At 72.9% G+C, this 20,492-nt stretch carries 21 protein-coding genes; 14 read left to right on the forward strand and 7 right to left on the reverse strand.

Features of this window, described 5'->3' with window-relative positions; genetic code table 11:
* Window positions 1–17 precede the first annotated feature (17 nt).
* Both AB4039_RS26125 and AB4039_RS26130 read left to right on the forward strand, forming a co-directional pair.
* Window positions 18–1,202: an epoxide hydrolase family protein gene (locus tag AB4039_RS26125; RefSeq protein ID WP_442271960.1), complete on the forward strand. Its 1,185-nt coding sequence runs from the start codon at window positions 18–20 to the stop codon at window positions 1,200–1,202.
* A 42-nt stretch (window positions 1,203–1,244) separates the two neighbouring features.
* Window positions 1,245–1,751, forward strand: coding sequence for a DinB family protein (locus AB4039_RS26130; RefSeq protein ID WP_266845300.1), 507 nt, complete (start codon window positions 1,245–1,247; stop codon window positions 1,749–1,751).
* 21 nt (window positions 1,752–1,772) lie between these two features.
* Here the strand turns inward: AB4039_RS26130 and AB4039_RS26135 are convergent, their stop codons facing one another.
* The 3 genes from AB4039_RS26135 to AB4039_RS26145 all read right to left on the reverse strand — a co-directional run bounded on the left by AB4039_RS26135 (window position 1,773) and on the right by AB4039_RS26145 (window position 3,736).
* Entirely contained in the window at window positions 1,773–2,318 is a 546-nt protein-coding gene (locus tag AB4039_RS26135) for a flavoprotein (protein ID WP_266845299.1), read from the reverse strand.
* Between the two features lie 31 nt (window positions 2,319–2,349).
* Entirely contained in the window at window positions 2,350–2,853 is a 504-nt protein-coding gene (locus AB4039_RS26140) for an FBP domain-containing protein (protein WP_266845297.1), read from the reverse strand.
* Window positions 2,854–2,938: 85 nt separating this feature from the next.
* Entirely contained in the window at window positions 2,939–3,736 is a 798-nt protein-coding gene (locus AB4039_RS26145; RefSeq protein ID WP_266845295.1) for an alpha/beta fold hydrolase, read from the reverse strand.
* Window positions 3,737–3,854: 118 nt separating this feature from the next.
* Here AB4039_RS26145 and AB4039_RS26150 point away from each other — a divergent pair, with 118 nt between their 5' ends.
* The gene (locus tag AB4039_RS26150; RefSeq protein ID WP_442271961.1) at window positions 3,855–4,745 is read left to right on the forward strand and encodes an NmrA family NAD(P)-binding protein; all 891 of its coding nucleotides are present in this window, start codon (window positions 3,855–3,857) and stop codon (window positions 4,743–4,745) included.
* A gap of 29 nt (window positions 4,746–4,774) precedes the next feature.
* Window positions 4,775–5,767, forward strand: coding sequence for an AraC family transcriptional regulator (locus tag AB4039_RS26155; RefSeq protein ID WP_442271962.1), 993 nt, complete (start codon window positions 4,775–4,777; stop codon window positions 5,765–5,767).
* Window positions 5,768–5,781: 14 nt separating this feature from the next.
* On the opposite strand, the gene AB4039_RS26160 is transcribed toward AB4039_RS26155, so the two are convergent.
* Window positions 5,782–6,255 (reverse strand): GNAT family N-acetyltransferase, encoded by a 474-nt coding sequence (locus AB4039_RS26160; protein ID WP_266845290.1) that lies wholly within the window; start codon window positions 6,253–6,255, stop codon window positions 5,782–5,784.
* Window positions 6,256–6,339: 84 nt separating this feature from the next.
* Here AB4039_RS26160 and AB4039_RS26165 point away from each other — a divergent pair, with 84 nt between their 5' ends.
* Complete coding sequence (locus AB4039_RS26165; protein ID WP_442271963.1) at window positions 6,340–7,890, forward strand: FAD-dependent monooxygenase; 1,551 nt, start codon at window positions 6,340–6,342, stop codon at window positions 7,888–7,890.
* Here the strand turns inward: AB4039_RS26165 and AB4039_RS26170 are convergent.
* The gene (locus tag AB4039_RS26170) at window positions 7,830–8,504 is read right to left on the reverse strand and encodes a ScbR family autoregulator-binding transcription factor (protein ID WP_266845288.1); all 675 of its coding nucleotides are present in this window, start codon (window positions 8,502–8,504) and stop codon (window positions 7,830–7,832) included. The two genes, AB4039_RS26165 and AB4039_RS26170, sit on opposite strands and share 61 nt — an antisense overlap.
* Window positions 8,505–8,646: 142 nt before the next feature.
* Between AB4039_RS26170 and AB4039_RS26175 the strand changes: the two genes are divergently transcribed.
* Window positions 8,647–9,495 (forward strand): SDR family oxidoreductase, encoded by an 849-nt coding sequence (locus AB4039_RS26175; RefSeq protein ID WP_266845286.1) that lies wholly within the window; start codon window positions 8,647–8,649, stop codon window positions 9,493–9,495.
* Window positions 9,496–9,505: 10 nt separating this feature from the next.
* On the opposite strand, the gene AB4039_RS26180 is transcribed toward AB4039_RS26175, so the two are convergent.
* Window positions 9,506–10,504, reverse strand: a complete 999-nt coding sequence (locus AB4039_RS26180; protein WP_266845285.1) for a ScbA/BarX family gamma-butyrolactone biosynthesis protein — start codon at window positions 10,502–10,504, stop codon at window positions 9,506–9,508.
* Window positions 10,505–11,697: 1,193 nt separating this feature from the next.
* On the opposite strand from AB4039_RS26180, the gene AB4039_RS26185 reads away from it, so the two are divergent.
* From AB4039_RS26185 to AB4039_RS26200, 4 genes are all read left to right on the forward strand, one after another.
* Window positions 11,698–12,519 (forward strand): AfsR/SARP family transcriptional regulator, encoded by an 822-nt coding sequence (locus AB4039_RS26185; protein ID WP_266845335.1) that lies wholly within the window; start codon window positions 11,698–11,700, stop codon window positions 12,517–12,519.
* A 302-nt stretch (window positions 12,520–12,821) separates the two neighbouring features.
* Window positions 12,822–13,643 (forward strand): AfsR/SARP family transcriptional regulator, encoded by an 822-nt coding sequence (locus tag AB4039_RS26190; protein WP_266845283.1) that lies wholly within the window; start codon window positions 12,822–12,824, stop codon window positions 13,641–13,643.
* A 173-nt stretch (window positions 13,644–13,816) separates the two neighbouring features.
* On the forward strand, window positions 13,817–14,086 hold the full coding sequence (locus tag AB4039_RS26195; RefSeq protein ID WP_266845281.1) for an acyl carrier protein: 270 nt from the start codon (window positions 13,817–13,819) through the stop codon (window positions 14,084–14,086).
* 106 nt (window positions 14,087–14,192) lie between these two features.
* Window positions 14,193–15,158 (forward strand): aromatase/cyclase, encoded by a 966-nt coding sequence (locus AB4039_RS26200; protein ID WP_266845279.1) that lies wholly within the window; start codon window positions 14,193–14,195, stop codon window positions 15,156–15,158.
* A 185-nt stretch (window positions 15,159–15,343) separates the two neighbouring features.
* Here AB4039_RS26200 and AB4039_RS26205 read toward each other — a convergent pair whose 3' ends face one another.
* The gene (locus tag AB4039_RS26205) at window positions 15,344–15,961 is read right to left on the reverse strand and encodes a ScbR family autoregulator-binding transcription factor (RefSeq protein WP_266845277.1); all 618 of its coding nucleotides are present in this window, start codon (window positions 15,959–15,961) and stop codon (window positions 15,344–15,346) included.
* Between the two features lie 227 nt (window positions 15,962–16,188).
* Between AB4039_RS26205 and AB4039_RS26210 the strand changes: the two genes are divergently transcribed.
* The 4 genes from AB4039_RS26210 (at window position 16,189) to AB4039_RS26225 (ending at window position 20,459) form a co-directional block, all read left to right on the forward strand.
* A complete protein-coding gene (locus AB4039_RS26210) occupies window positions 16,189–16,959 on the forward strand; it encodes a response regulator transcription factor (RefSeq protein ID WP_266845275.1) in 771 nt (256 codons plus the stop codon).
* Window positions 16,960–17,027: 68 nt separating this feature from the next.
* Entirely contained in the window at window positions 17,028–17,873 is an 846-nt protein-coding gene (locus AB4039_RS26215) for a hypothetical protein (protein WP_442271964.1), read from the forward strand.
* 312 nt (window positions 17,874–18,185) lie between these two features.
* Window positions 18,186–19,652, forward strand: a complete 1,467-nt coding sequence (locus tag AB4039_RS26220) for an FAD-dependent monooxygenase (RefSeq protein ID WP_442271965.1) — start codon at window positions 18,186–18,188, stop codon at window positions 19,650–19,652.
* Between the two features lie 159 nt (window positions 19,653–19,811).
* Window positions 19,812–20,459 (forward strand): TetR/AcrR family transcriptional regulator C-terminal domain-containing protein, encoded by a 648-nt coding sequence (locus tag AB4039_RS26225; protein WP_266845270.1) that lies wholly within the window; start codon window positions 19,812–19,814, stop codon window positions 20,457–20,459.
* Window positions 20,460–20,492: the final 33 nt, after the last annotated feature.

Below are 20,492 nucleotides of genomic sequence, written 5' to 3' on the forward strand. Positions count from 1 at the left end.
GCTGGCAGGGTGGGGGGATGGACGATCTCGGTGAGGGACTGACGCCGTTCCGGCTGGACGTGGCGCAGGAGGAGCTCGACGACCTCGACCGGCGGCTGCGCCGGGTGCGGTGGCCCGACGAACTGGAGGGGGCCGGGTGGGCCTACGGGATACCGCTGGGCGAGATGCGCGAGCTCGTGCGCTACTGGCGCGAGGAGTACGACTGGCGGGCCGCCGAGGCGCGCCTGAACGAGTGGCCCCAGTTCACCACCGTCATCGACGGGGCGCGGGTGCACTTCGCGCACGTCCGCTCGCCCGAACCGGACGCCACGCCCCTGCTGATGACGCACGGCTGGCCCGGCTCGTTCGTGGAGTTCCAGCGGGTCGCGGGCCCGCTGACGGATCCGCGGGCGCACGGCGGGGACCCGGCCGACGCCTTCCACCTCGTGCTGCCGAGCATCCCCGGCTTCGGCCCGTCCGGGCCGACGGACTCGCCCGGCTGGGAGTTCAAGCGGGTCGCGCGGGCCTTCGGGGTGCTGATGGAGCGGCTCGGGTACGGGACGTACGGGGTCCAGGGCGGTGACTGGGGCGCGGCCGTCTCGCGGGAGCTGGGCCGGCTGCTGCCCGGGCGGGTGTGCGGCGTCCACCTGAACCTGCTGCCCGGGGCGGGGGCCACCGCCGAGCCCTCCGAGGCCGAACTGGCCGCGCTGAGCCCCGCCGAGCGCGAGCGGACGTGGGCCTCCTGGGAGCGGTACGGCGTCTGGGTGCGGGAACGGCAGGGCTACGCCGACATCCAGGCGACCCGCCCGCAGACCCTCGCGTACGCGCTGAACGACTCACCCACCGGACTGCTCGCCTGGATCGGGGAGAAGTTCGCGCAGTGGGCGGACCCGCGCTGCCCGGTGGACCGGGACCAGATGCTGACCAACGTGATGCTGTACTGGCTGACCGGCACCGCCGGTTCCGCCGCGCGGATCTACTGGGAGCGGGCGCACGCCGACTACTACGGGCAGCCGCCCGAGGTGTCGGCCACCCCCACCGCCCTCGCCGACTTCCCCCGGGACAACTTCATCCCGCTGCGGCACGTCGCCGCGCGCACCGACACCGTCGTGCGCTGGACCTCGTACGACCGGGGCGGTCACTTCCCCGCGATGGAGGTGCCGGAGCTGCTGGTGGGGGACATCAGGAGCTTCTTCCGGGACCGGGCCGTGTCCGGCATGTGAAAACGTGCGGTCGGGGAGCGGTGCAGGTGTGATCATCCGACGATGAACGAAGAGCAGCGGACCCCGGCCGTCCTGGACGGCGACGAACGCGCCACCCTCACCAGCCTCCTGCAGCGCCAGCGCGACACCCTGATGATGAAGTGCGCGGGCCTCACCGACGAGCAGCTGCGGCGCAGGGCCGTCGCGCCGTCCGGGCTGAGCCTGCTCGGGCTGGTGCGGCACCTGGCCGAGGTCGAACGCGGCTGGTTCCGCAACGTGGTGGGCGGCGAGGACGTGCGCGGATACTTCCCCCGGAACGAAGCCGGCGAGTGGACCGAGTTCCACGTGGAGGACGCGGATCCGGCGCGGTCCTTCGCGATCTGGGAGGAGACCTGCGCGCGGTCGCGGGCCGTGGTGGAGGCCGCGGCCTCCCTGGACGTGCCGGGGTACCACGGGGACCAGCCGTACTCCCTGCGTTACGTCCTGGCCCACATGATCGAGGAGTACGCCCGGCACAACGGGCACGCCGACCTGCTGCGCGAGGCGATCGACGGGGTCACCGGGGAGTAGCGGCCGGCCCGCGGCGGCGGATCAGACCCGGTCGGCGCCGGTCCGGTCCACGGCGTCCAGGGCGGTCTGCCACGGGAAGTGCGGCGGGGCGTCGGGACCGGCCGGGCCGGGGACGAACCCGCCCTCGCCGTAGAGCAGTTCGGCTCCGGCGCCGCGCAGGACCGTCAGGGACTGCTCGAACTGCGGGTGCGCGGCGAGGGCGGCGTTCAGGCACGGTACGGCGACGACCGGGGTGCCCTTGCCGAGGGCCTCGGCGGCGATGCCGACGACGACGCGGTCGGTGAGGCCGAGGGCCCAGGCGTTGACCGAGTTGAAGGTGGCGGGGGCGAACAGCAGGGCGTCCGCGGGCGGCCACACGTCGGGCTCCCCGGGCATCTTGTACTGCCAGCGCACCGGGTTGCCGGTCAGTGCGGCGAGACCGTCGAGGCTCCCGGACACCCATTGCGCCGCCGCCGGGGTCAGGCCCAGGCACACGTTCCAGCCGCGCGACTGGGCGTCCTCGATCACGTGGGCCACGTCGAACACGGGCGGGGCGGCGGAGCAGAGCAGGTAGAGAGTCCTCGTCATACGGTCATGTGATCACATTCCGCGCGCGGGTTCAGCCCGCGGTGATCTTGGAAGTGAAGGCGTCGAGGTTCCCCCGCATCCGCGCGAGGCGCTCGTCCAGGGTCAGCGACTCCTCGTACCGCGTGGTGCGCAGCTTCGGCAGGCGCTTGCCGCGTACGTACAGGGAGCAGGCGAGGTCGGCGCAGATGTAGGTGCCGACGGTGTTGCCCTCGCGGCCGCGGGCACCCGCGAGGGGCGCGGCGAGCAGGGTGACGCCGGAGGAGGCGTGGCCCGTCAGACAGATCTGGCAGAGGCTGGACTTGACGGCGCTGGTGCGGCCCACGGAGGGCACGCGCAGGGAGATCCCGACCGGACCCCCCTCCCGGGGCAGCACGAGGTGGGCCCGCAGCGGTGCGCCGGGGTCGACCCAGCCGAGGAAGTCGAGGTCCTGCCAGGGCAGTTCGGCGAAGTCCAGCGGCAGGCGCAGCCGTGAGGCCTCGCCCTTGGTGCAGTTCACGAAGGATGAGCGGATCTGTATCTCACTGAGCGGTTCCACGGGGGTCGACCCTAATACCCGGTGCGGGGGCCGCGCACCCGGGTTTGCGCGGGCGGGCCCGCCCCCGCCGTCGGGCCTGCCGGGGTCAGGCCCGGGGGAGGGCGTCGAGGAAGCCGGAGAGCAGGGAGTGCAGGACCTCGGGGCGGTCGAGGTGGACGTCGTGGCCGGAGCCGGGGACCGAGACCAGGGTGGTGTCCGGACCGGCGAGGCGCAGCATCTCTGCGGATTCGGCCGGCGGGACGATGCCCCGCTCGCCCAGGACGACGAGGGCGGGGCAGGCGACGCGCTGCCACTCGGGCCACCAGGGACGGGTGGTGACGGGGGTGATCGTGGCGACCATGACGTCGCGGTCGAAGCGCGGGTACCAGCCGTCGTGGCGGCGCTCCAGGCCCGCGGCCCAGGCGTCGCTGCCGAGGAACTCCCGTGCCGCGTCCGGGGAGGGGAAGGGCAGGGGCCAGGAGCCGAGGCCCTCGTCGATCGTGGCGGGGGTGTCCGGGGCGGCGGCGGCCGCACCGGCGTCGACCAGGACGAGGGCACGGACCGGACGGGGGTGGGCGGCGGCGGTCAGCATCGCGGTGTGGCCGCCCAGGGACTGGCCGACCAGGACGGGGCGGTCGAGGCCGAGTTGCGCGGTGACGGCGAGCACGTCCGCGACGTGTGCCTCGCGGGAGACGTCGGCCGGTCGGCGTTCGGAGGCGCCGTGGCCGCGCTGGTCGAGCGCGATGACGCGGTGGCGGGCGGACAGGTGGGCCGCGGCGGCCTCCCATTCCCCGGCGTGGCCGGCGAGGCCGTGCAGGAGGAGGACGGGGGAGCCGCTGCCGCCCCAGTCGCGGCAGGACAGGCGTACGCCGTCCCGGATGACGATGCGTTCGTTCCAGGTCATCACAGGATGATCAGGGTTTTCGCGGGCGGTGTCGAAGTGTTCGCGGCGAGACGCTCGCACATGGAGGTGAGCTTCTGGGCCATGTTCCGTCTCGGCGGGCGGCGGTTGACTGGGGTGCATGACGAAGAACGAGAACGAGAACGAGAACGAGAACGTGAGCGTGAGCGACGTGAGTGAGAACGTGAGCGAGGACGCGGGACGTCCGGCGCTGACCCTGGTGATCGGGGGCCGCGGCAAGACCGGACGGCGGGTCGTGGAGCGGTTGCGGGACCGGGGAGACGCGGTACGGGTCGGGTCGCGCGTGGGGGAGCCGGCCTTCGACTGGGACGACCCCGCCGGGTGGGCGGCCGCGCTGGAGGGGGTGGACCGGGTGTACGTGACCTTCCAGCCGGACCTCTCCGTGCCCGGTGCCCCCGACCTGATCGGCGCCCTGGCCGGGGCGGCGGTGGCCGCGGGGGCCCGCAGGCTGGTGTTGCTGTCCGGCCGCGGTGAGGAGTCCGCGGAGCTCTGCGAGAGCCGGCTGAAGGTGCCGGGCGCCGAGTGGACCGTCGTCCGCGCCAGCTGGTTCGACCAGAACTTCGACGAGAGCTTCTTCCTGGACTCCGTACGGGCGGGGGAGATCGCCCTGCCGGTCGCCGACGCCGTCGAACCCTTCGTCGACGCCGGGGACATCGCCGACGTGGTGGTGGCCGCGCTCACCGACGACCGGCACGTCGGCCGGACCTACGAGCTGTCCGGACCCCGCCTGCTCTCCCTCGCCGACGTGGCGGAGGAGCTGTCGAAGGCGACCGGGCGCGAGATCGCGTACGTGCCCGTCTCGGCGGAGGAGTACGGGGCGGTGCTGCGCGAGAACGGTCTGCCCGAGGAGTTCGTGGAGCTGTTCACCGTGATCCTGGACGGACGCAACGCGCATCTGGTCGACGGGGTGCGCGAGGTGCTGGGGAGGGCGCCGAAGGACTTCGCCGACTACGCCCGCGAGGTGGCGGCGACCGGCGTCTGGGACGTCTGAGCCGCGCGGAGGGGAGGGAGGATGGGGGCATGGACACGCTGACCGGCCTGCTGGACGGGCCCCAGGCCCGCGGAGCCTTCATCCTCAAGTCCGTCCTCAACCCGCCCTGGTCCCTGAGGGTCGAGGACAGGGCCCCGCTGTCGGTGATCGCCCTGGTGAGCGGGGCCGCGTGGCTGCTGCCCGGGGACGGCGAGCCGGTCCCGATCGGCCCCGGCGACGTGGCGGTGGTACGGGGACCCGCGCCGTACGGGCTCGCCGACAGCCCGGACACCCCTGGCACCGACGTCCCGCAGATCGTGGTGGGACCGGACCAGCGGTGCAGCACGGAGGCGGGCGAGGACCTGACGGACACCCTGGCGCGGGGTGTGCGGACCTGGGGCGACGCCCGGGAGGAGCCGGGGGCGGCGGTGGTGCTGAGCGGCACCTACCAGGCCCCGAGCGAGGTCGGGCGGCGGCTGCTGGGCACGCTCCCGACGGTGTTGGTCCGGCCGGCCGGGGCGGCCGACGCCACCCTGATCGGGCTGCTGGCCTCCGAGACGGCCCGTGACGAGCCCGGGCAGGAGCTGGTGCTGGACCGGCTGTTGGACCTGTTGCTGATCGGCGTGCTGCGGGCGTGGCTCGCCGCTCCCGGCTCGGGGGCGCCGGCCTGGCACCGGGCGCAGGGGGATCCGGTCGTCGGGGTCGCCCTGCGGCTGCTGCACGAGGACCCCGCGCACGGCTGGACCGTGGCGGAACTCGCGCGGCGGGCGGGGGTGTCGCGGGCCGTGCTGGCCCGCCGGTTCACCGCGCTCGTCGGGGAGCCGCCGGTCGCGTACCTGACGGGCTGGCGGCTCGCCCTGGCCGCCGACCTGCTGCGCGAGCCGGAGGCCACGGTGGCGACGGTGGCCCGCCGGGTCGGCTACGGGAGCGCGTTCGCGCTGTCGACGGCCTTCAAGCGGGTGCGCGGGGTCAGCCCGCAGGAGTTCCGCGCGGGCACCTCGCCGGTGCCCGCGGGGACTTCGGCCACGGTGGTGCTGACCTGACGGATCCGGGGCGGCTACACCAGGTCCAGCACGCCGACGGGCTGGTCGCCGCTGACTTCGCCGGTGCGGCGGAAGCCGAGGCCCGCGTAGAAGGGCTCGGGGGTGCCCTCGCCGGTGTCCCAGCAGACGTACGCCCGCTCGGTGCCGCGTCGGCGGAGTTCCTCCAGGACCGCCCCCACCGCGAAGCTGCCGTACCCCTTGCCCTGGTGGCCGGCCGCGATGTTCAGGCGCCACAGGCCGGAACGGCGGTGCTCCGGGTCCTTGGCCGGGTTCCAGACGATGTCGAGGAAGGCCATGACGAAGCCGACGACCTCGTCGCCGTCGACCAGGGCCCGCGGCCAGGCGGTGTCCCCGTGGACGTAGGCCTCGGCCAGCGACTTCTGGACGGGGGAGACGAGGTGTTCCTGGTGGGGGTGCACCCGCACGGCGCACACGGCCTCGAAGTTGGCCGGGGTGACCGGCACCAGACGGAGCGAAGAGCTGATCATGTGGGGATCCTACGGTCCCGGTCATTGAAAAGAACGGGGCAGCCGGTATATTTTCTCCTCGCCGGATGAGGGAGAGGGGACGGCGTGCGCGCTGAAGTGGTGGTCGTCGGCGGAGGGCCGGTCGGCCTGCTGGTCGCGGCCGAGCTGGCCGGGTACGGGGTCGACACACTGGTACTGGAGGCGCGGGCGGAGATCAGCGAGCGGCCCAAGGCCACCACCCTCCATGCCCGCGCGGTACAGAGCCTGGCCCGGCGCGGGCACCTCCCGCCGGACGTGGCACCGGCTTCCGCCGGTACGGCCGCGGGCCGGTTCCACTTCGGCGGCATCCACGAACTGGTCATCACCGTGCCCGAGACGGAGCCGGAGCCGATCCTCAAGCGCCCCCAGGCCGAGCTTGAGCGCCTGTTCGAGGCACGGGCGCTGGCGGCGGGCGCGCGGGTACTGCGGGAGCACCGGGTCACGGGGGTCACGCAGCGGGACGGCGCCGTTCGGCTCACCGTCGAGGGGCCGGAGGGGACGGCCGCCTGTTCCGCCGCCTACGTCGTCGGGGCGGACGGGGCCCGCAGTACGGTCCGCGACCTGGCGGGCATCGACTCCGAGGCCACTCCCGCCACGGTGTCCGCCCTGGTGGGCCTGGCACGGCTGCGGGACCCCGGCGACCTGGAGCAGGGGTGGCTGCGGACCCCGCGCGGCTGGATCGTCTCCAAGCGGACGCCCGCGGGCGAAACGCACATCCGTACCGTCGACTGCTCCGGCGCCCACGCGGGCCGGGAGACGCCGCCGTCGCCGCAGGAGCTCCAGCGCGAGGTGTCCCGGATCGCCGGGCGCGACATCGTGATGGAGGGGGCCCGGTGGATCAGCCGGTTCAGCGACTTCACGCGCCTGGCCCGCACCTTCCGCGCGGAACGCGTCTTCCTGGTGGGCGACGCGGCGCACCTGCACTTCCCCATCGGCGGCCAGGGGCTGAGCACGGGGGTGCTGGACGCCCTCAACCTCGGCTGGAAACTGGCCCTCGCCGTGCGCGGCACGGCGGGTGCGGGCCTGCTGGACGCCTACGACCTCGAACGCAGGCCGGCGGCGCAGGCGGTGGTCGACAACACGCGGGCCCAGCTCGCGTTGATGCGGCAGGGGGCCGAAGTCGACGCGCTGCGCGAGGTGTTCACCGGGCTCCTGGCCGCGGACCGGGACACCGGGCGGCTCAGCGACATGATCAGTGGCCAGGGGACGGTGCTGCCCGCCCACACGGGCCGGCCCTGCGGGTCCGAAGGACGTTTCCTGCCGAACGCGCGGATCGTCACGCGGGCGGGTGAGACGGACCTGATCGGGCTCCTGCGGGAGGGGATCCCGCTCCTCCTCCTCTTCGGCGAGCGGGCCGGCCGCCACGGGGAAGAGGCGCGTCCGTGGTCGGACACCCTGCGGGTGGTGCACGCACCGCGGACCCCCGCGATGCCGTACGAGGCGCTGCTGGTGCGTCCCGACGGCCACATCGCCTGGTCACAGGACGGCGGCCCGCTGGCCGACGCCCTGTCCTGGTACTTCGGGCCGCGGGTGCGCGCGGCCGCCGGCGGCGCGGATCAGCTGGCGAGGTCTTCGCGGGCCTGCGAGATCTCCATGGCCCGTACGGCCTCGGCGTAGACCTCGGCCCCGCGGCTCTCCCCGAGGCGGAGGGAGGTGAGGACGGAGGACTGCACGATGCTCGGCAGCAGGTGGCGCAGGAGCGCGGTGACCCTGATCACGAGGTCCTCGTACTCGGTGAGGGCCTGCGACATGGACTGGATGCCGGCGTAGGAGCCGACGATGACGTCGGCGGTCTCGGCCGGATCGATCTGGGGGAGCAGTTCGCCCTGGCTCTGGGCCCTTTCCAGGCCCTCGCGCATCGGCACGGCCCAGGCGAGGAAGGGTCCGCTGCGGTCCAGGCCCTGTGCCAGCTGGTCCATCGTCAGCCGCACGCCCGCGCGGACCATCGGGTCCGTCTGCAGGCGGTGGGTGTGCAGCATGACGATGTCCACGATCCCCTGCATCTTGATCGCGCGGTCGGGGACGACGAGGCTCTGGTTCTGCGCGTTGAGCACGCCGAAGGCCAGGTCCTCCTTCGACTGGAAGTGGAAGTACAGGGCTCCCTTGGTCACTCCCGCCTCCGAAAGGATCTCGGAGATGGTGGCCGCCTGGTAGCCGCGTTCCTCGAAGATCTTGGCCGCCGCGCCGAGGATCGCCTGGCGTGTGCGGATGGCTCGAATTTGCTCAGCCACTGTGGCTCCTTCCCTCACAGGATTCTCGGAGCGTCGGAAGCCCTGATGCAAACCGTCCGTCCCGTACGTATCTTACAGCGGGTAACTCTCACGCCAACCCCGTACGCGCCGGAGGGCGCGTACATGACCGGAAGGAAGCACCATGATTCTCGTGACGGGGGCCACCGGGACGGTGGGACGGGAGGTACTGCGCCGCATCGGTTCAGGCCTGGCGGTCAGGGCCATGGCGAGGCAACCGGAACGTGTCGTGGCCGGGCCGGCGGCGGTCGAGGCCGTCCACGGGGACTACGACGACCCCGCTTCGCTCGCCCGGGCCGTGCGGGGGGTGGACACCGCCTTCCTGGTGACCAGCCGCGTCGGCCGCGACGACGACGCGCGGTTCCTGGCGGCCGCGCGGTCGGCCGGGGTGCGGCACGTGGTGAAGCTTTCCGCGGCCGCCGTCGAGGACGGCCGGGCCGATGACCTCATCACCCGCTGGCAGCGGGAGAACGAGGAGGCCCTGCGGGGTTCGGGGATGGAGTGGACGCTGCTGCGCCCGCGTTCCTTCATGTCCAACGCCCTCTCCTGGGCGGGTCCGGTACGTGCGGAGGGTGTCGTGCGGGGCCTGTACGGGACGTCGCCGAACGCCTGCGTCGATCCGGGAGACATCGCGGAAGTGGCCGTGCGCGCGTTCGGCGAGCCGGGGCACACCGGGCGCGTGCACACGCTGACCGGACCCGAGGCGCTGTCGGCGGTCGAGCAGACGGCCCAGCTGTCCGCCCTGTTGGGCCGTCCGCTGCGGTTCGAGGAGTGGGATCCGGAGCAGGCCCGCGCGGTGTGGGGGGCGCGGTATCCGGCGGCCGTGGCGGAGGCACTGCTGCAGAGCGCCGAGCGGCAGCGCGCCGGGGCCAAGGCCGGGGTGGGCAGTACGGTGCAGGACGTCGTGGGCAGGCGGGCCCGTTCGTTCCGGCAGTGGGCCGGGGAGCACCTGGCGGCCTTCGGGCCGCGCTGAGGGGCACCCGTCAGCCGATGTAGGGGGCCGCCGTCACGGTGGAACTGAAGACGAGGTGGCCGTCCTGGTGGCCTGTCACGACCACCGTCTCCTCCCCTCCGGGCGCGCCGTCGTGCAGGCGTTCGGCCTCGATGAAGCACGGCACGTCGAGTTCGGCGTAGCGCTTGAAATCGCCGGAGATGTTGAGCGGCAGGAGGGAGGAGCGGCCCAGGGCGGCCGACGCGGCCTGCCGGGCGGCCTCCAGCAGCACCATGCCCGGAACGTGGTCGACCGGGTGGTCGAAGAGGATGGGGTGGAGCGAGTCCACCCGCAGCTGCCAGCGGTCCGGTGTGCCGGTGGGGGACAGGACCACGTCGGTGGGCGATACCCGTCCCACGCTCTGCGGTGCGACGGGAGCGGTCAGGGGCAACGGCTTGTGGCCGGGCAGCAGGGTGTGCGGCGGGCGTATGCGCCGGTACACGGCGGGAGTGGTGCAGGTGTAGGAGACGCGTCCCGTCGCGACGACGTGGCCCGCGCGGTGGACCACGGCCTCGTAGTTCAGGCCGCCCAGGTCACCGCTGCGCCGTCTCACCTCGGTGCAGCTGACGTCGATGTCGAGGGAGGCGGGGGTCCTGCTGATCTGGAGGTGCTCGGGGTCGACGGTGACGCTGAGGTCCCACAGCAGGAAGTGCTGGCCGAAAGGGACTCCGAATTCGGCGTGGCCCAGCAGGCTGCCGATCTGCCGAATCGTTTCGACGCACATGAGCGGGTCGTGGTAGGCGCTCGCGATGGGCGTGAAGAAGCTGTGGGAGCGCGGCCACTGCGCGCTGACGGCGAATCGGCTGTGGTCGACCCGTTCCCAGTCGGTGAGAAGGACTTCGGCGACCGAGGCTCGGTGCACTAATTCCTTCGGGACGGTGGAGGTGAGCGAGGTGAAGCGGTTACCTCGCTGTCCGAGCGGAAGGGCGGTCGTCCGCCAGGCCGGTTCGTAGCCCGCTGTGCGCTCGACTTGAAACGTGCTCGCGCTCATGGTTCCCCCTAGGCAGCGCTGGCCGGTTACAGGTGTGACTGCGAGAAAAATATATACCAACCGGTTTTTTATCCAGAGGGATCGCGACCCTTGGCCATGAAAAATACGGAAGGCGAGATTCCGGCAACTCGTACCTCCCCCTACCGTCCGTGCCGCCACCCCTCATCCGGCGTCGGGTCTCCGCCACCCGCACTGAAGCATCTCAAGGGGGCCCCTCGGGGCGCGTGCACCGGTTGTCGGACGTCCGGTGAACCCCGGGGGACGAAGAATGGCCGATTCGCATGGGGAGCCCCGGTTTGCGCGCGGATCGCGGGCGGGCTCCCCGCCCCCTGCGGGCCCGTCGGTCCCCGTGGGGCCGGTAGGGGGTCGGGGCGGGTGACTCGCGGGCCCCTCCGTACACGGGCCCCCGCAGTACACGGGTGGTGCGCGGGTTCCGGGGCCGGTGCGCCGCCGACGCGGGCCGCGGGGCGTGGCCGCCGGGTGGGGCGCGGGCGGGGTGCGGCGCCCCACGGGCTTCGTTCACCGTTTGCCTGCGTGAAGATTCCGGCATATGCCACCGGCCTGCGGGAGCGTGTGGCGGAGCCCGCCCGCCGCCGATCCGGCCACCGGCCGCGAGGGGGGAGGCGTACCGGTGCTCACCGGTGCCGGCCGGCACCGCCGCCGGACCGGCCTGGCGGCGGCCGGTCCGCCGGCCGGAGGGCGCCGGGCACCGGCCCGTCGGTGGAGGGGGCGACCCTGTGGTTCGAGCGGTGTTCCGGCGGGGCTCCGGTGTCGTTCCAGTGACTGCTGAGCGCGAATGCCGGTGAGCAAACCGCTAAAGCGGTTTTGTATCGGTTGCGTCAGGGGGGCGGTGATGCCCTTCTGTGGTCTGAACCTGGCGGCGGGGCAGCCTGCAGCGAGGGGTCACAGGGGTGTGCGAGCCAACCGCATGGTCGGTTCTCGGCCGTTTCGTGGCTGCCGGGCACCCCTTCCAGGACGACTCTCCCCGCCCTCCGGGCCCTCGGAAGAGGCCTGTCGTCGGCCTTCTGACCAGGAAAGTCCCAGTTCAAGGGGTGCGCTTCAGGGGTTGACGCGGCCACCGGCGGGCGAAAAACGGTACAGCCGGTTTGGTATTGACAAACCGGCCCGGCTGTTTTTTGCTCATTCCAGCGAAAGTCGAGGGCTCATCCATGGACGAAGCAGGGGAGTACGGCGTGGACATCGATGTACTGGGCGCACTGACCGTGCGGGAGAACGGGGTCTCCATCACGCCGACCGCCGCCAAGCCCCGTCAGGTGCTGGCCCTGCTCGCGCTCCACGCGGACCAGGTGGTCCCGGTGTCCGCGCTGATCGAGGAACTGTGGGGCGAGCAGCCGCCGCGCAGTGCCCGTACGACGCTCCAGACCTACGTGCTCCAGCTGCGCGGCCTGATCGCCACCGCGCTGGAGGGCACCGACGGGACGCGGACCCCCAAGGACGTGCTCGTCACGCTGCCCGGCGGCTACATGCTCAGCAGCGCCGGCGGGACCAGCGACGTCCGCGAGTTCGACCGGCTGGCCGGAATGGGCTACCGGGCCATGGACGCGGGCGACTTCCCCGGTGCCGCGCGGCTGCTGCGCGAGGCGCTGGCGCTCTGGTCCGGGCCGGCCTTCGCCGACGTGGAGGGCGGTGTACAGCTGGACATGGAGACGCGACGCCTGGAGGAGACCCGGCTGTGCGCGCTCGACCAGCGCATCGAGGCCGACCTGCGCCTGGGCCGGCACCGCGAACTCCTCGCGGAACTGACCGTCCTGGCCAGCCGCTACCGCATCCACGAGAACCTGCACGGGCAGTTCATGCTCGCCCTCCACCGCTCCGGCCGCCGCGGCGAGGCGCTCAACGTCTACCAGCGGCTGCGCGCCACCCTCGTCCGCGAGCTCGGCATCGAGCCGTCCTCCGCCCTGCGCAGTCTCCAGCGGTCGATCCTGATGAGCGGCCCGGAGAACCCGGCGGAATCCCCGGAGACGGCCCGCAAGCGGCTCGCCCGAGTGGGCTGACCGTTCATTAAAAGATCATTCGCCCACTCTTTTCCGGTACCTCCCGGAAATCCGTGGAACGAATTTGCGCATCAGGCAAGCGGAACAGAGGCGAACGAACTTATCTGCGGGCTGAACAGGGGTTCTGGCAGTCAATCGGAAGACGGCGTTTCGAATCCCGCGGCTGTTCGCCCCCTTCGGAGGTCTGCTCGACGTCGGCTTGAGAACGCGGTGATGCCGCCCTGGGCTGCCTTACCGTCATCGGGTCGAATACTGAAAACCGTGAGTATCTCGACAAAATAACGGAGGGGAGACGGGAGACCGTGGAGATTCAGGTTCTGGGTCCGTTGAGTGCCGAGGTCAACGGGGCATCGATCGTTCCTACGGCGGGCAAGCCGCGTCAGATCCTGGCGCTTCTCGCGCTCTACCCGGGCCGGGTGATGCCCGTACCGACCCTGATGGAGGAGATCTGGGGGACCAAGCTCCCGGAGAGCGCCCTCACCACCCTGCAGACGTACATCCTGCAACTGCGCCGCAGACTGGGCACCGCGATGGGGCCGGGCGCCCCGGGCACGGCCAAGGACGTGCTCGCGACCCGACACGGAGGCTACCTGCTCCAGATCCCGCAGGAGTCGGTGGACGTCCACGCGTACGAGGCCCTCGTGGCCGGCGGCCAGAGCGCCTTCGACGAGGGCGACGACGAACGTGCGGCGCAGATGCTGCGCAAGGCCCTCGACCTGTGGCAGGGACCCGCCCTCGTCGACGTCAAGGTCGGGCCGATCCTGGAGATCGAGGTGCTGAGGCTGGCGGAGAGCCGGCTGGTCACCACCGAGCGGCGCATCGACGTGGACCTGCGCCTGGGACGGCACAGCGAACTCCTCGCCGAGCTCACCGAGCTGATGGCCAGGAACCCCCAGCACGAGGGGCTGCACTCGCAGGCGATGGTCGCGCTGTACCGGTCGGGACGGCAGGCCACCGCGCTGGACGTGTACCGCAGGCTCCGGGCCCGGCTGATCGGTGAACTCGGCGTGGAACCCTCGCAGCAGCTCCAGCGCCTGCACCAGGCGATGCTCCGGGTGGACCCGGCGCTCGACGTGGCCGCGGGCCCGCGCCGCAGCTCGACCTTCGATCTCTACGCGGCCTGACGGAACGGGCCGCCCGGGGCGGCGGTCCGGGTACGGCGGGGCCGTGGCAGGGCGCGCGTCGACGGCTCCAGCGCGGCTGGCCGACGGCGTGAGCGGCTCTCCATCCGGTGGGACCAGGCTCGTCGCGACCCGGTGCGCGCCGACGCCCCGGTGGACGAGGGGAGAGGCAAGCCATGGACCGGCTGGAGCTCACGGAGCTGGCCCGCATCCTGCGGATCTGGGGAGGCGAGGAGGAGTGCGTGGAGCTGAGCGAGGACGTGCAGGACCTGTACTGGGACGAGCTGGGCTACGACTCGCTCTCCGTCCTGCAGGCCATCGGCTCCATCGAGCGCAAGTACGACGTACTCCTCGACGGTGAGCTGCTCGAACGGGCGGACACGCCGAGGAGCTTCCTGCGGTGCGTCAACCAGGTCCTGCGCAGCCGGGCCGCCGCCGCGGTGTGATCGCGGGTACCGGCGGGGCCGGCCGCGTGCGGAAATCGAGCGGCATTCCAAGGGGACTCCGGCGGATACAGACAGACTCTGCGTCAAGCGTTGAGAGAGGTGTCTGATGTCTGTCGAGCGAGTACACCGGATGTCACACGCGGTCGACGCGGCCGCACCGGCCGGGGTCCTGTACAACGTGGTGGCCGACACGGCGCCGTGGCCGCTGTTCCTGCCGGACACCGTGCACGTGGAGAGGCTTGAGTTCGACGGCACCACGGACCGGTACGCCCAGTGGGCGATCGAGGACGGGACCGCGCGGCCGTCGCTGTGGCGGCGGACCCTGGACGCGCACCACCGGCGCGTCGGCTTCCGCCAGGAGCGTCCGGCCGCCCCCGTGACCACCTCCGGCGGCTCGTGGAGCGTGGAGGAGCTTGCTCCGGGCTGGTCGCGGCTGTCGCTGGAGCAGGACATCACCGTCGCCGGGAACCGGACGGCGGACGTCGCGGGCGTGCTCGCGTCCGCGCAGGCCGAAGCCCGTGGCGTGCTCGGCCGACTGGCCGTCCTCGCGGAGCGCTGGCACAGGCTCGACGGGCTGCTGCTGTCCTTCGAGGACTCGGTGCGGATCCAGGGACCGGCCGAACCCGTCCACGAGTTCCTCTACCGGGTGGGCTCCTGGCCCGGCCGGGTCGCGCACGTCGTGGGCGCGGACGTCACGGAGGACCGCCCGGGGGTGCAGCGCACCCGTCTGGTCAACCTGGCCGACGACGGCTCCGCGTACACCACGGAGGAGGTGCGGGTGTGCTTCCCGGCGGCCGGCCGCATCGTCTTCAAGCGCACCCGGCCGCACCCCCTGCTGGCCGCGCACGCCGGGGAGTGGTCCGTCGAGCCGGACGCCACGGGGGTCACCGTGGTGTGCCGGCACGACGTGCTGCTGGACGCGGACGCGGTCGAGCGGATGCTGGGACCCGGCGCGGATCCCGCGCGGGCGGGCCGGCACGTGCGGGAGGTGCTGGGCCGCGAGAGCCGGGCCACCCTGGAGCCCGCGCAGCAGTACGCCAGGGAGTCGGTCAGGAGCCTGCGGCCGGTGTGAGCGGGCCTGGTGGCCGGCCGGGGCCTCCCGGCGGGGGCGGGCGGGCGGACAGGACCCGGCCCCTGGCCCGTACCCCCCGATCGCGGGGTGCGGGCCAGGGGCCGTTTTGGCGTCCGTCGTGGCGGTCGGCGGCCGCCGTGGCGGGGCTGGGGCCGCGGTGGGGGCGGGGGCCGCCCCGGCGCGCGTCAGGAGCCGCGGCCGGCGGCGCCCAGGGCGCGCAGGGTGGCCGGGGCCGCCAGACAGGGCATGACCACCCGCCAGAACCCGGCCAGCGTGCGCGGGGCGAGCCACTGGGGGTCGTCCCGGCCGAGCACCTCGAAGCCGAGCGTGGCCGCCACCACCGTCGTGGCGACGCTCTGGCGGTTGAGGCCGGGCAGCAGGGCGTCCTCGTGCGCCGCCTCCGTCAGCAGCCGGTGGACGTACTCGTGCCACTCCCCGGGCAGGGCGAACGACGACGGGTAGGTGGGCTCCCGGCTGAGCTGGAAGCCGGCCCGTGCCACTGTGTCGGACAGGAGCAGCCCGGCGAGGGCGTGGGAGCTGTCCGCCAGGGCCTGGAGGGCCGAGGTGCGCCGCGCGTACACCTCCCGGGCCGCCGAACGCAGCGCCCGCGCGGCAGCCGCCTCGACGGCCGCCGCGATCGCGGCCTTGTTCTCGAAGTGGAAGTGCAGTGCGCCCGGGCTGACCCCGGCTCCGACGCTGATCATGCTCAGCGTCGCCTCTGCGTACCCGCGCCGTCCGAACACCCTGGCCGCCGATTCGATCAGTGCGCGGCGGGTGCGGACAGCGCGTTCTTGTTTGATCACGCATAGCTCCTGTATCAGTTTCCTTCTATTATTAAACCGTCCCGTTGGTATTGGAAGCGGGTGCGGGTCCCTCCGGATGGCCTGTTCTGCATGGTTTTTCGCCTACTGATGGCCCGATTTAACCCTTTTATCGGAGGCCTGGCTGTGTTTTGGGGGCTTTGACAAACCGACGCAGCGGTTTGTATCTTCTTGACGTTGACCCAACCGAGCTTGAGGGAGGGGGGCAGATGAACCAGCGGACCATGGCTGTGCTGGAACCTCACACAGTCGCCGCGGGAGCGAACGGCGGTTTCTCACCGGCCGAAGGCCCGAGAACACCGCAGCACACGCCGACGCAGTCGGCGCTGTGGCGGATCCTCATCGTGGAGAGCAACTCGGCCGAGGCCGAGACGCTGGCGCGCGGTCTGCGCCGGCACGGGCACGAGGTCGACATCGTGGGTACCGGCGGCGAGGCGCTGCGCAGCTACGTGGATGCCGACCTGGTGCTCCTTGACCTGGAACTGCCCGACCTGGACGGCTTGGAGGTCTGCCGGGGCATCCGCGCCGCCCACGAGATCCCCCTGATAGCGGTCACCGCCCGGGGCAGTGAACTCGACCGGGTCCTCGGCCTCCAGGCGGGCGCGGACGACTACCTGGCCAAGCCCTACGGATTCCGCGAACTGATGGCCCGCATGGAGGCCGTCATGCGCCGGGCGCGCCCCACCCGGCCCGTCGCCGCCACCATCACCCGTGGTCCGCTGCGGATCGACTCGGGGACGCGCGAGGTGACGCTGGACGGGGTGCCCGTGGAGACCACCCGCAAGGAGTTCGACATGCTCTACCTCCTCGCGTCCCATCCCGACACCGTCATCCCCCGCAAGATGCTGATGCAGCAGGTGTGGGGCGACTCCTGGTCCCGCCGGACCGTGGACACGCACGTGAGCACCCTGCGCAACAAGATAGGCGCCGGATGGATCATCACCATCCGCGGCGTCGGCTTCCGGTTCGGCCAGGGCTGAACCCGGCCCACCCCGCGCACCCGCGCCGGAGCACGCAGACCACCGCAAGGAACCGAGGGGGGAACGACATGACGGTGACGGCACTGTGTCACGGGGAGGGCTGCCGCGGCGCCGGAGCCGACGGACGCCCCCGCCGGCGTACGGTCCGGGGCAGCCGGCTGTGCCGGACCTGCCGGGACCACCTCTCGGCGGGCCTCGGGGAACTGGCGCACCTGTACGAGGAGTGCGGGCGCGTCCTCGGCGGGATGACCCCCGGCAGCCTGCGCGAGCGCACGACCGGCGGCGAGCCGCCCGGACTCCCCTTCAACGGGGCCGCGGCCGACGTACGGGCCCGGATGGTCTCCGTGCTCGGCTCCTGGGGCGGACTCGTCGCACAGGAGCGCGGGTTCCCCGCACCGCCGCGCACCGTCGCCGCCCTGACCGGCTTCCTGCAGCGCAACGCCGACTGGATCGCCGCCCACCCGGCGGCCTCGGAGGCCTCCGAGGAGATCGCCCGCCTGGTCCGGTCCGGACGCCGCGCCGCCTTCCCCGACCCGGCCCGCACCTTCCGCCTCGGCGACTGCCCCGAACCCGGCTGCCCCGGAGCCCTGGCCCTGTCCGTCCGCGACGCGGACCGGACCGCCGGCCGGGCGGTCGTGTGCGACAGCGACCCGGCCCACCGCTGGACCAGCGACCGGTGGAGCGAGCTGAGCGACTCCATGGAGGCCGGGCGGGCGCCCGGCGCCGCCGCGCCGGCCACCGAACGCTGGCTCACCGCCGGCGACATCGCGCAGCTGTGGCACACCCCGACGGGCACCGTGTACCGGCTGGCGAGCGAGGAGCGGTGGCGCCGGCGCAACCGCGCGGGCCGTACGTACTACAGCGAGAGCGACGTCCGCGCCTGCTTCGACCGCCGTGCCGCGGCCCGCACCTGAGCCACGCCCCACCGGCCGGCCGCACGACGGTCCGCGGGGATCCGCACGACGGTCCGCCGGGGATCCGCACGACGGTCCGCCGGGGATCCGCACGACGGTCCGCCGGGGTCCGCACGGCGACGGGCGGAGCCCGGAGGGCGCGGTCTGACCTGGTCTTGACATTCCCTTGGCCGTTCTCCGACCCACCGGACCGGCCCTTGTGGAACCTGACCGAGTCCTGAATCCAGCACCATTGAACGGCCGCTCGCGTCCGAAGAACCTTGTAGTCAAGATCCGGTGCACTGTCTCCGGAGGCGAATTCAAGGAGTCGTGATGGACGCACCGGTCATCGTCGTCGGCGCGGGCCCCGCGGGCATGATGCTCGCGGGCGAACTGCGGCTGGCGGGAGTCGCCGTCGTCGTCCTGGAGCGCCTGGAGCGCCGCACGGGCGAATCGCGCGGCCTCGGCTTCACCGCGCGCACTCTGGAGACCTTCGACCAGCGCGGCATCCTCGCGCGCTTCGGCGACATCGAACGCAGCACCCTCGGCCACTTCGGTGGCCTGCCCCTCGACTTCGGCGTCCTCGACGGAGCCTGCCAGGCGGCCAAGACCGTTCCGCAGTCCGTCACCGAAACGCACCTGGAGGAATGGGCCACGGGCCTGGGCGCCGACATCCGGCGCGGCCACGAGGTGCTCGCGCTGCGCGAGGACGAGGACGGCGTCGAGGTCGAGGTGCGCGGACCGGACGGGGTCCACACCCTGCGCGCGGCCTGGCTGGTGGGCTGCGACGGCGGGCGCAGCACCGTGCGCAAGGCGGCCGGCTTCGACTTCCCCGGCACGGCCGCCACCATGGAGATGTACCTCGCCGACATCAAGGGCATCGAGCTCAAGCCCCGCATGATCGGCGAGACCCTGCCCGGCGGCATGGTGATGGTCGGTCCGCTGCCCGGCGGCACCACCCGCATCGTCGTCTGCGAACGCGGCACCCCGCCGCGGCGGCGCGAGGCCCCGCCGTCCTTCGAGGAGGTCGCCGCCGCCTGGCAGCGGCTGACCGGCGAGGACATCTCGGCCGCCGAGCCGGTGTGGGTGAGTGCCTTCGGAGACGCGGCCCGGCAGGTCACCGAGTACCGGCGCGGCCGCGTACTGCTGGCGGGCGACGCCGCGCACATCCACCTGCCCGCGGGTGGGCAGGGAATGAACACCGGTATCCAGGACGCGGTCAACCTCGGCTGGAAGCTGGCCTCCGTGGTCCGGGGCCGGGCCCCGCTCGCCCTGCTCGACACCTACCACGGGGAACGGCACCCGGTCGGCCGGCGGCTGCTGATGAACACCCGGGCCCAGGGGCTGCTGTTCCTGAGCGGCGCCGAGGTGCAGCCGCTGCGCGACTCCCTGCGCGAGCTCATGGCGTACGAGGACGTGGCCCGCCACCTCGCGGCCATGGTGACCGGACTGGAGATCACCTACGACGTCGGCAGGGGCGGCCACCCGCTGCTCGGCCGCCGGATGCCCGGACTGGAACTGGACGGGCCCGGCGGGCGGACCTCCGCCACCGCGCTGCTGCACCCCGCCCGGGGCGTTCTGCTGGACCTGGCCGACAACCCGCGGCTGCGCCAGCGCGCCGCCGCCTGGGGCGACCGGGTGGACACCGTCACCGCCCGCCCCGCCGGCCCGTCCGGGGGCGAGCTGCCGGACGACACCACCGCCCTGCTGATCCGGCCCGACGGGTACGTGGCCTGGGCCGCGCCCGGCAGCCACCACGACCTGCCGATGGCGCTGGAGCGCTGGTTCGGCCCCGCATGAGGCCGGCCGGCCGACCCTGAGCGTCGCGCGCCCGACGGCCCGCGTTCCGACGGCCATCGCGCCGGTCCGGGGGAGCGGCGCGTCCGGCTGCCCGCGGACGAGCAGATCAAGAGCACCGCACGCGCATCCCCGAGCACCTCACGAGGAGACACCACCACCATGGCAACGCCCCTGGCAACCATCGAGCGAACCCCGTCCGGACCGGCCGGGGAACGCCGTGAGATCGTCCGGGCCGCCCGTACGGTCCTGGCCCGCGAGGGCTGGACGCGCTGCACCGCCGGGGCCACCGCGGCCGAGGCGGGCGTGCTGACGGACACCGTCGCGCTGCACTTCCCCGACCACGAGCAGCTGCTGCTGGGCGTGCTGCTGGACAGCTCCGCCTCCGTGGCGGCGGCCCTCGCGGCCGTCGCCGACAGCTACCTCGAAGAGATCACCGACCTCGAAGCGGACCTCATCGCCCTCGGCCGGGCCTGGCTCGCGCCGCTGGAGGCCTTCCGCGAGCACTTCGCCATCGTCCGGCACATCAGCGCCGAGGTCACCCGGCTGCCGGCCGAGGCCGTCGAGAAGTGGCAGGCAGCGGGTCCCCGGCAGGCCCGTCGCGAGCTGGCCCAGCGGCTGCGGCGCCTGGCGGTCCGCGGCCTGCTCGACATCCCCGACGCCGACCAGGCGGCGGAACGGTTCATCCTGCTGGTCCCCTCCACCGTCGTCCAGCGCTCCTTCCTGGGCGCGCTGCCGGTGCCCCAGGAGGAAGCCGACGCGCTCATCGCGGACGGCGTCGCCGACTTCATCCGCCTGTACCACGCCTGACCCCCTGCCCTCCCCTCACGGAAGAGAGAGACA

Origin of the sequence: Streptomyces sp. M-16 (assembly GCF_052114405.1) — a bacterium.
Taxonomy (GTDB): Bacteria; Actinomycetota; Actinomycetes; order Streptomycetales; family Streptomycetaceae; genus Streptomyces.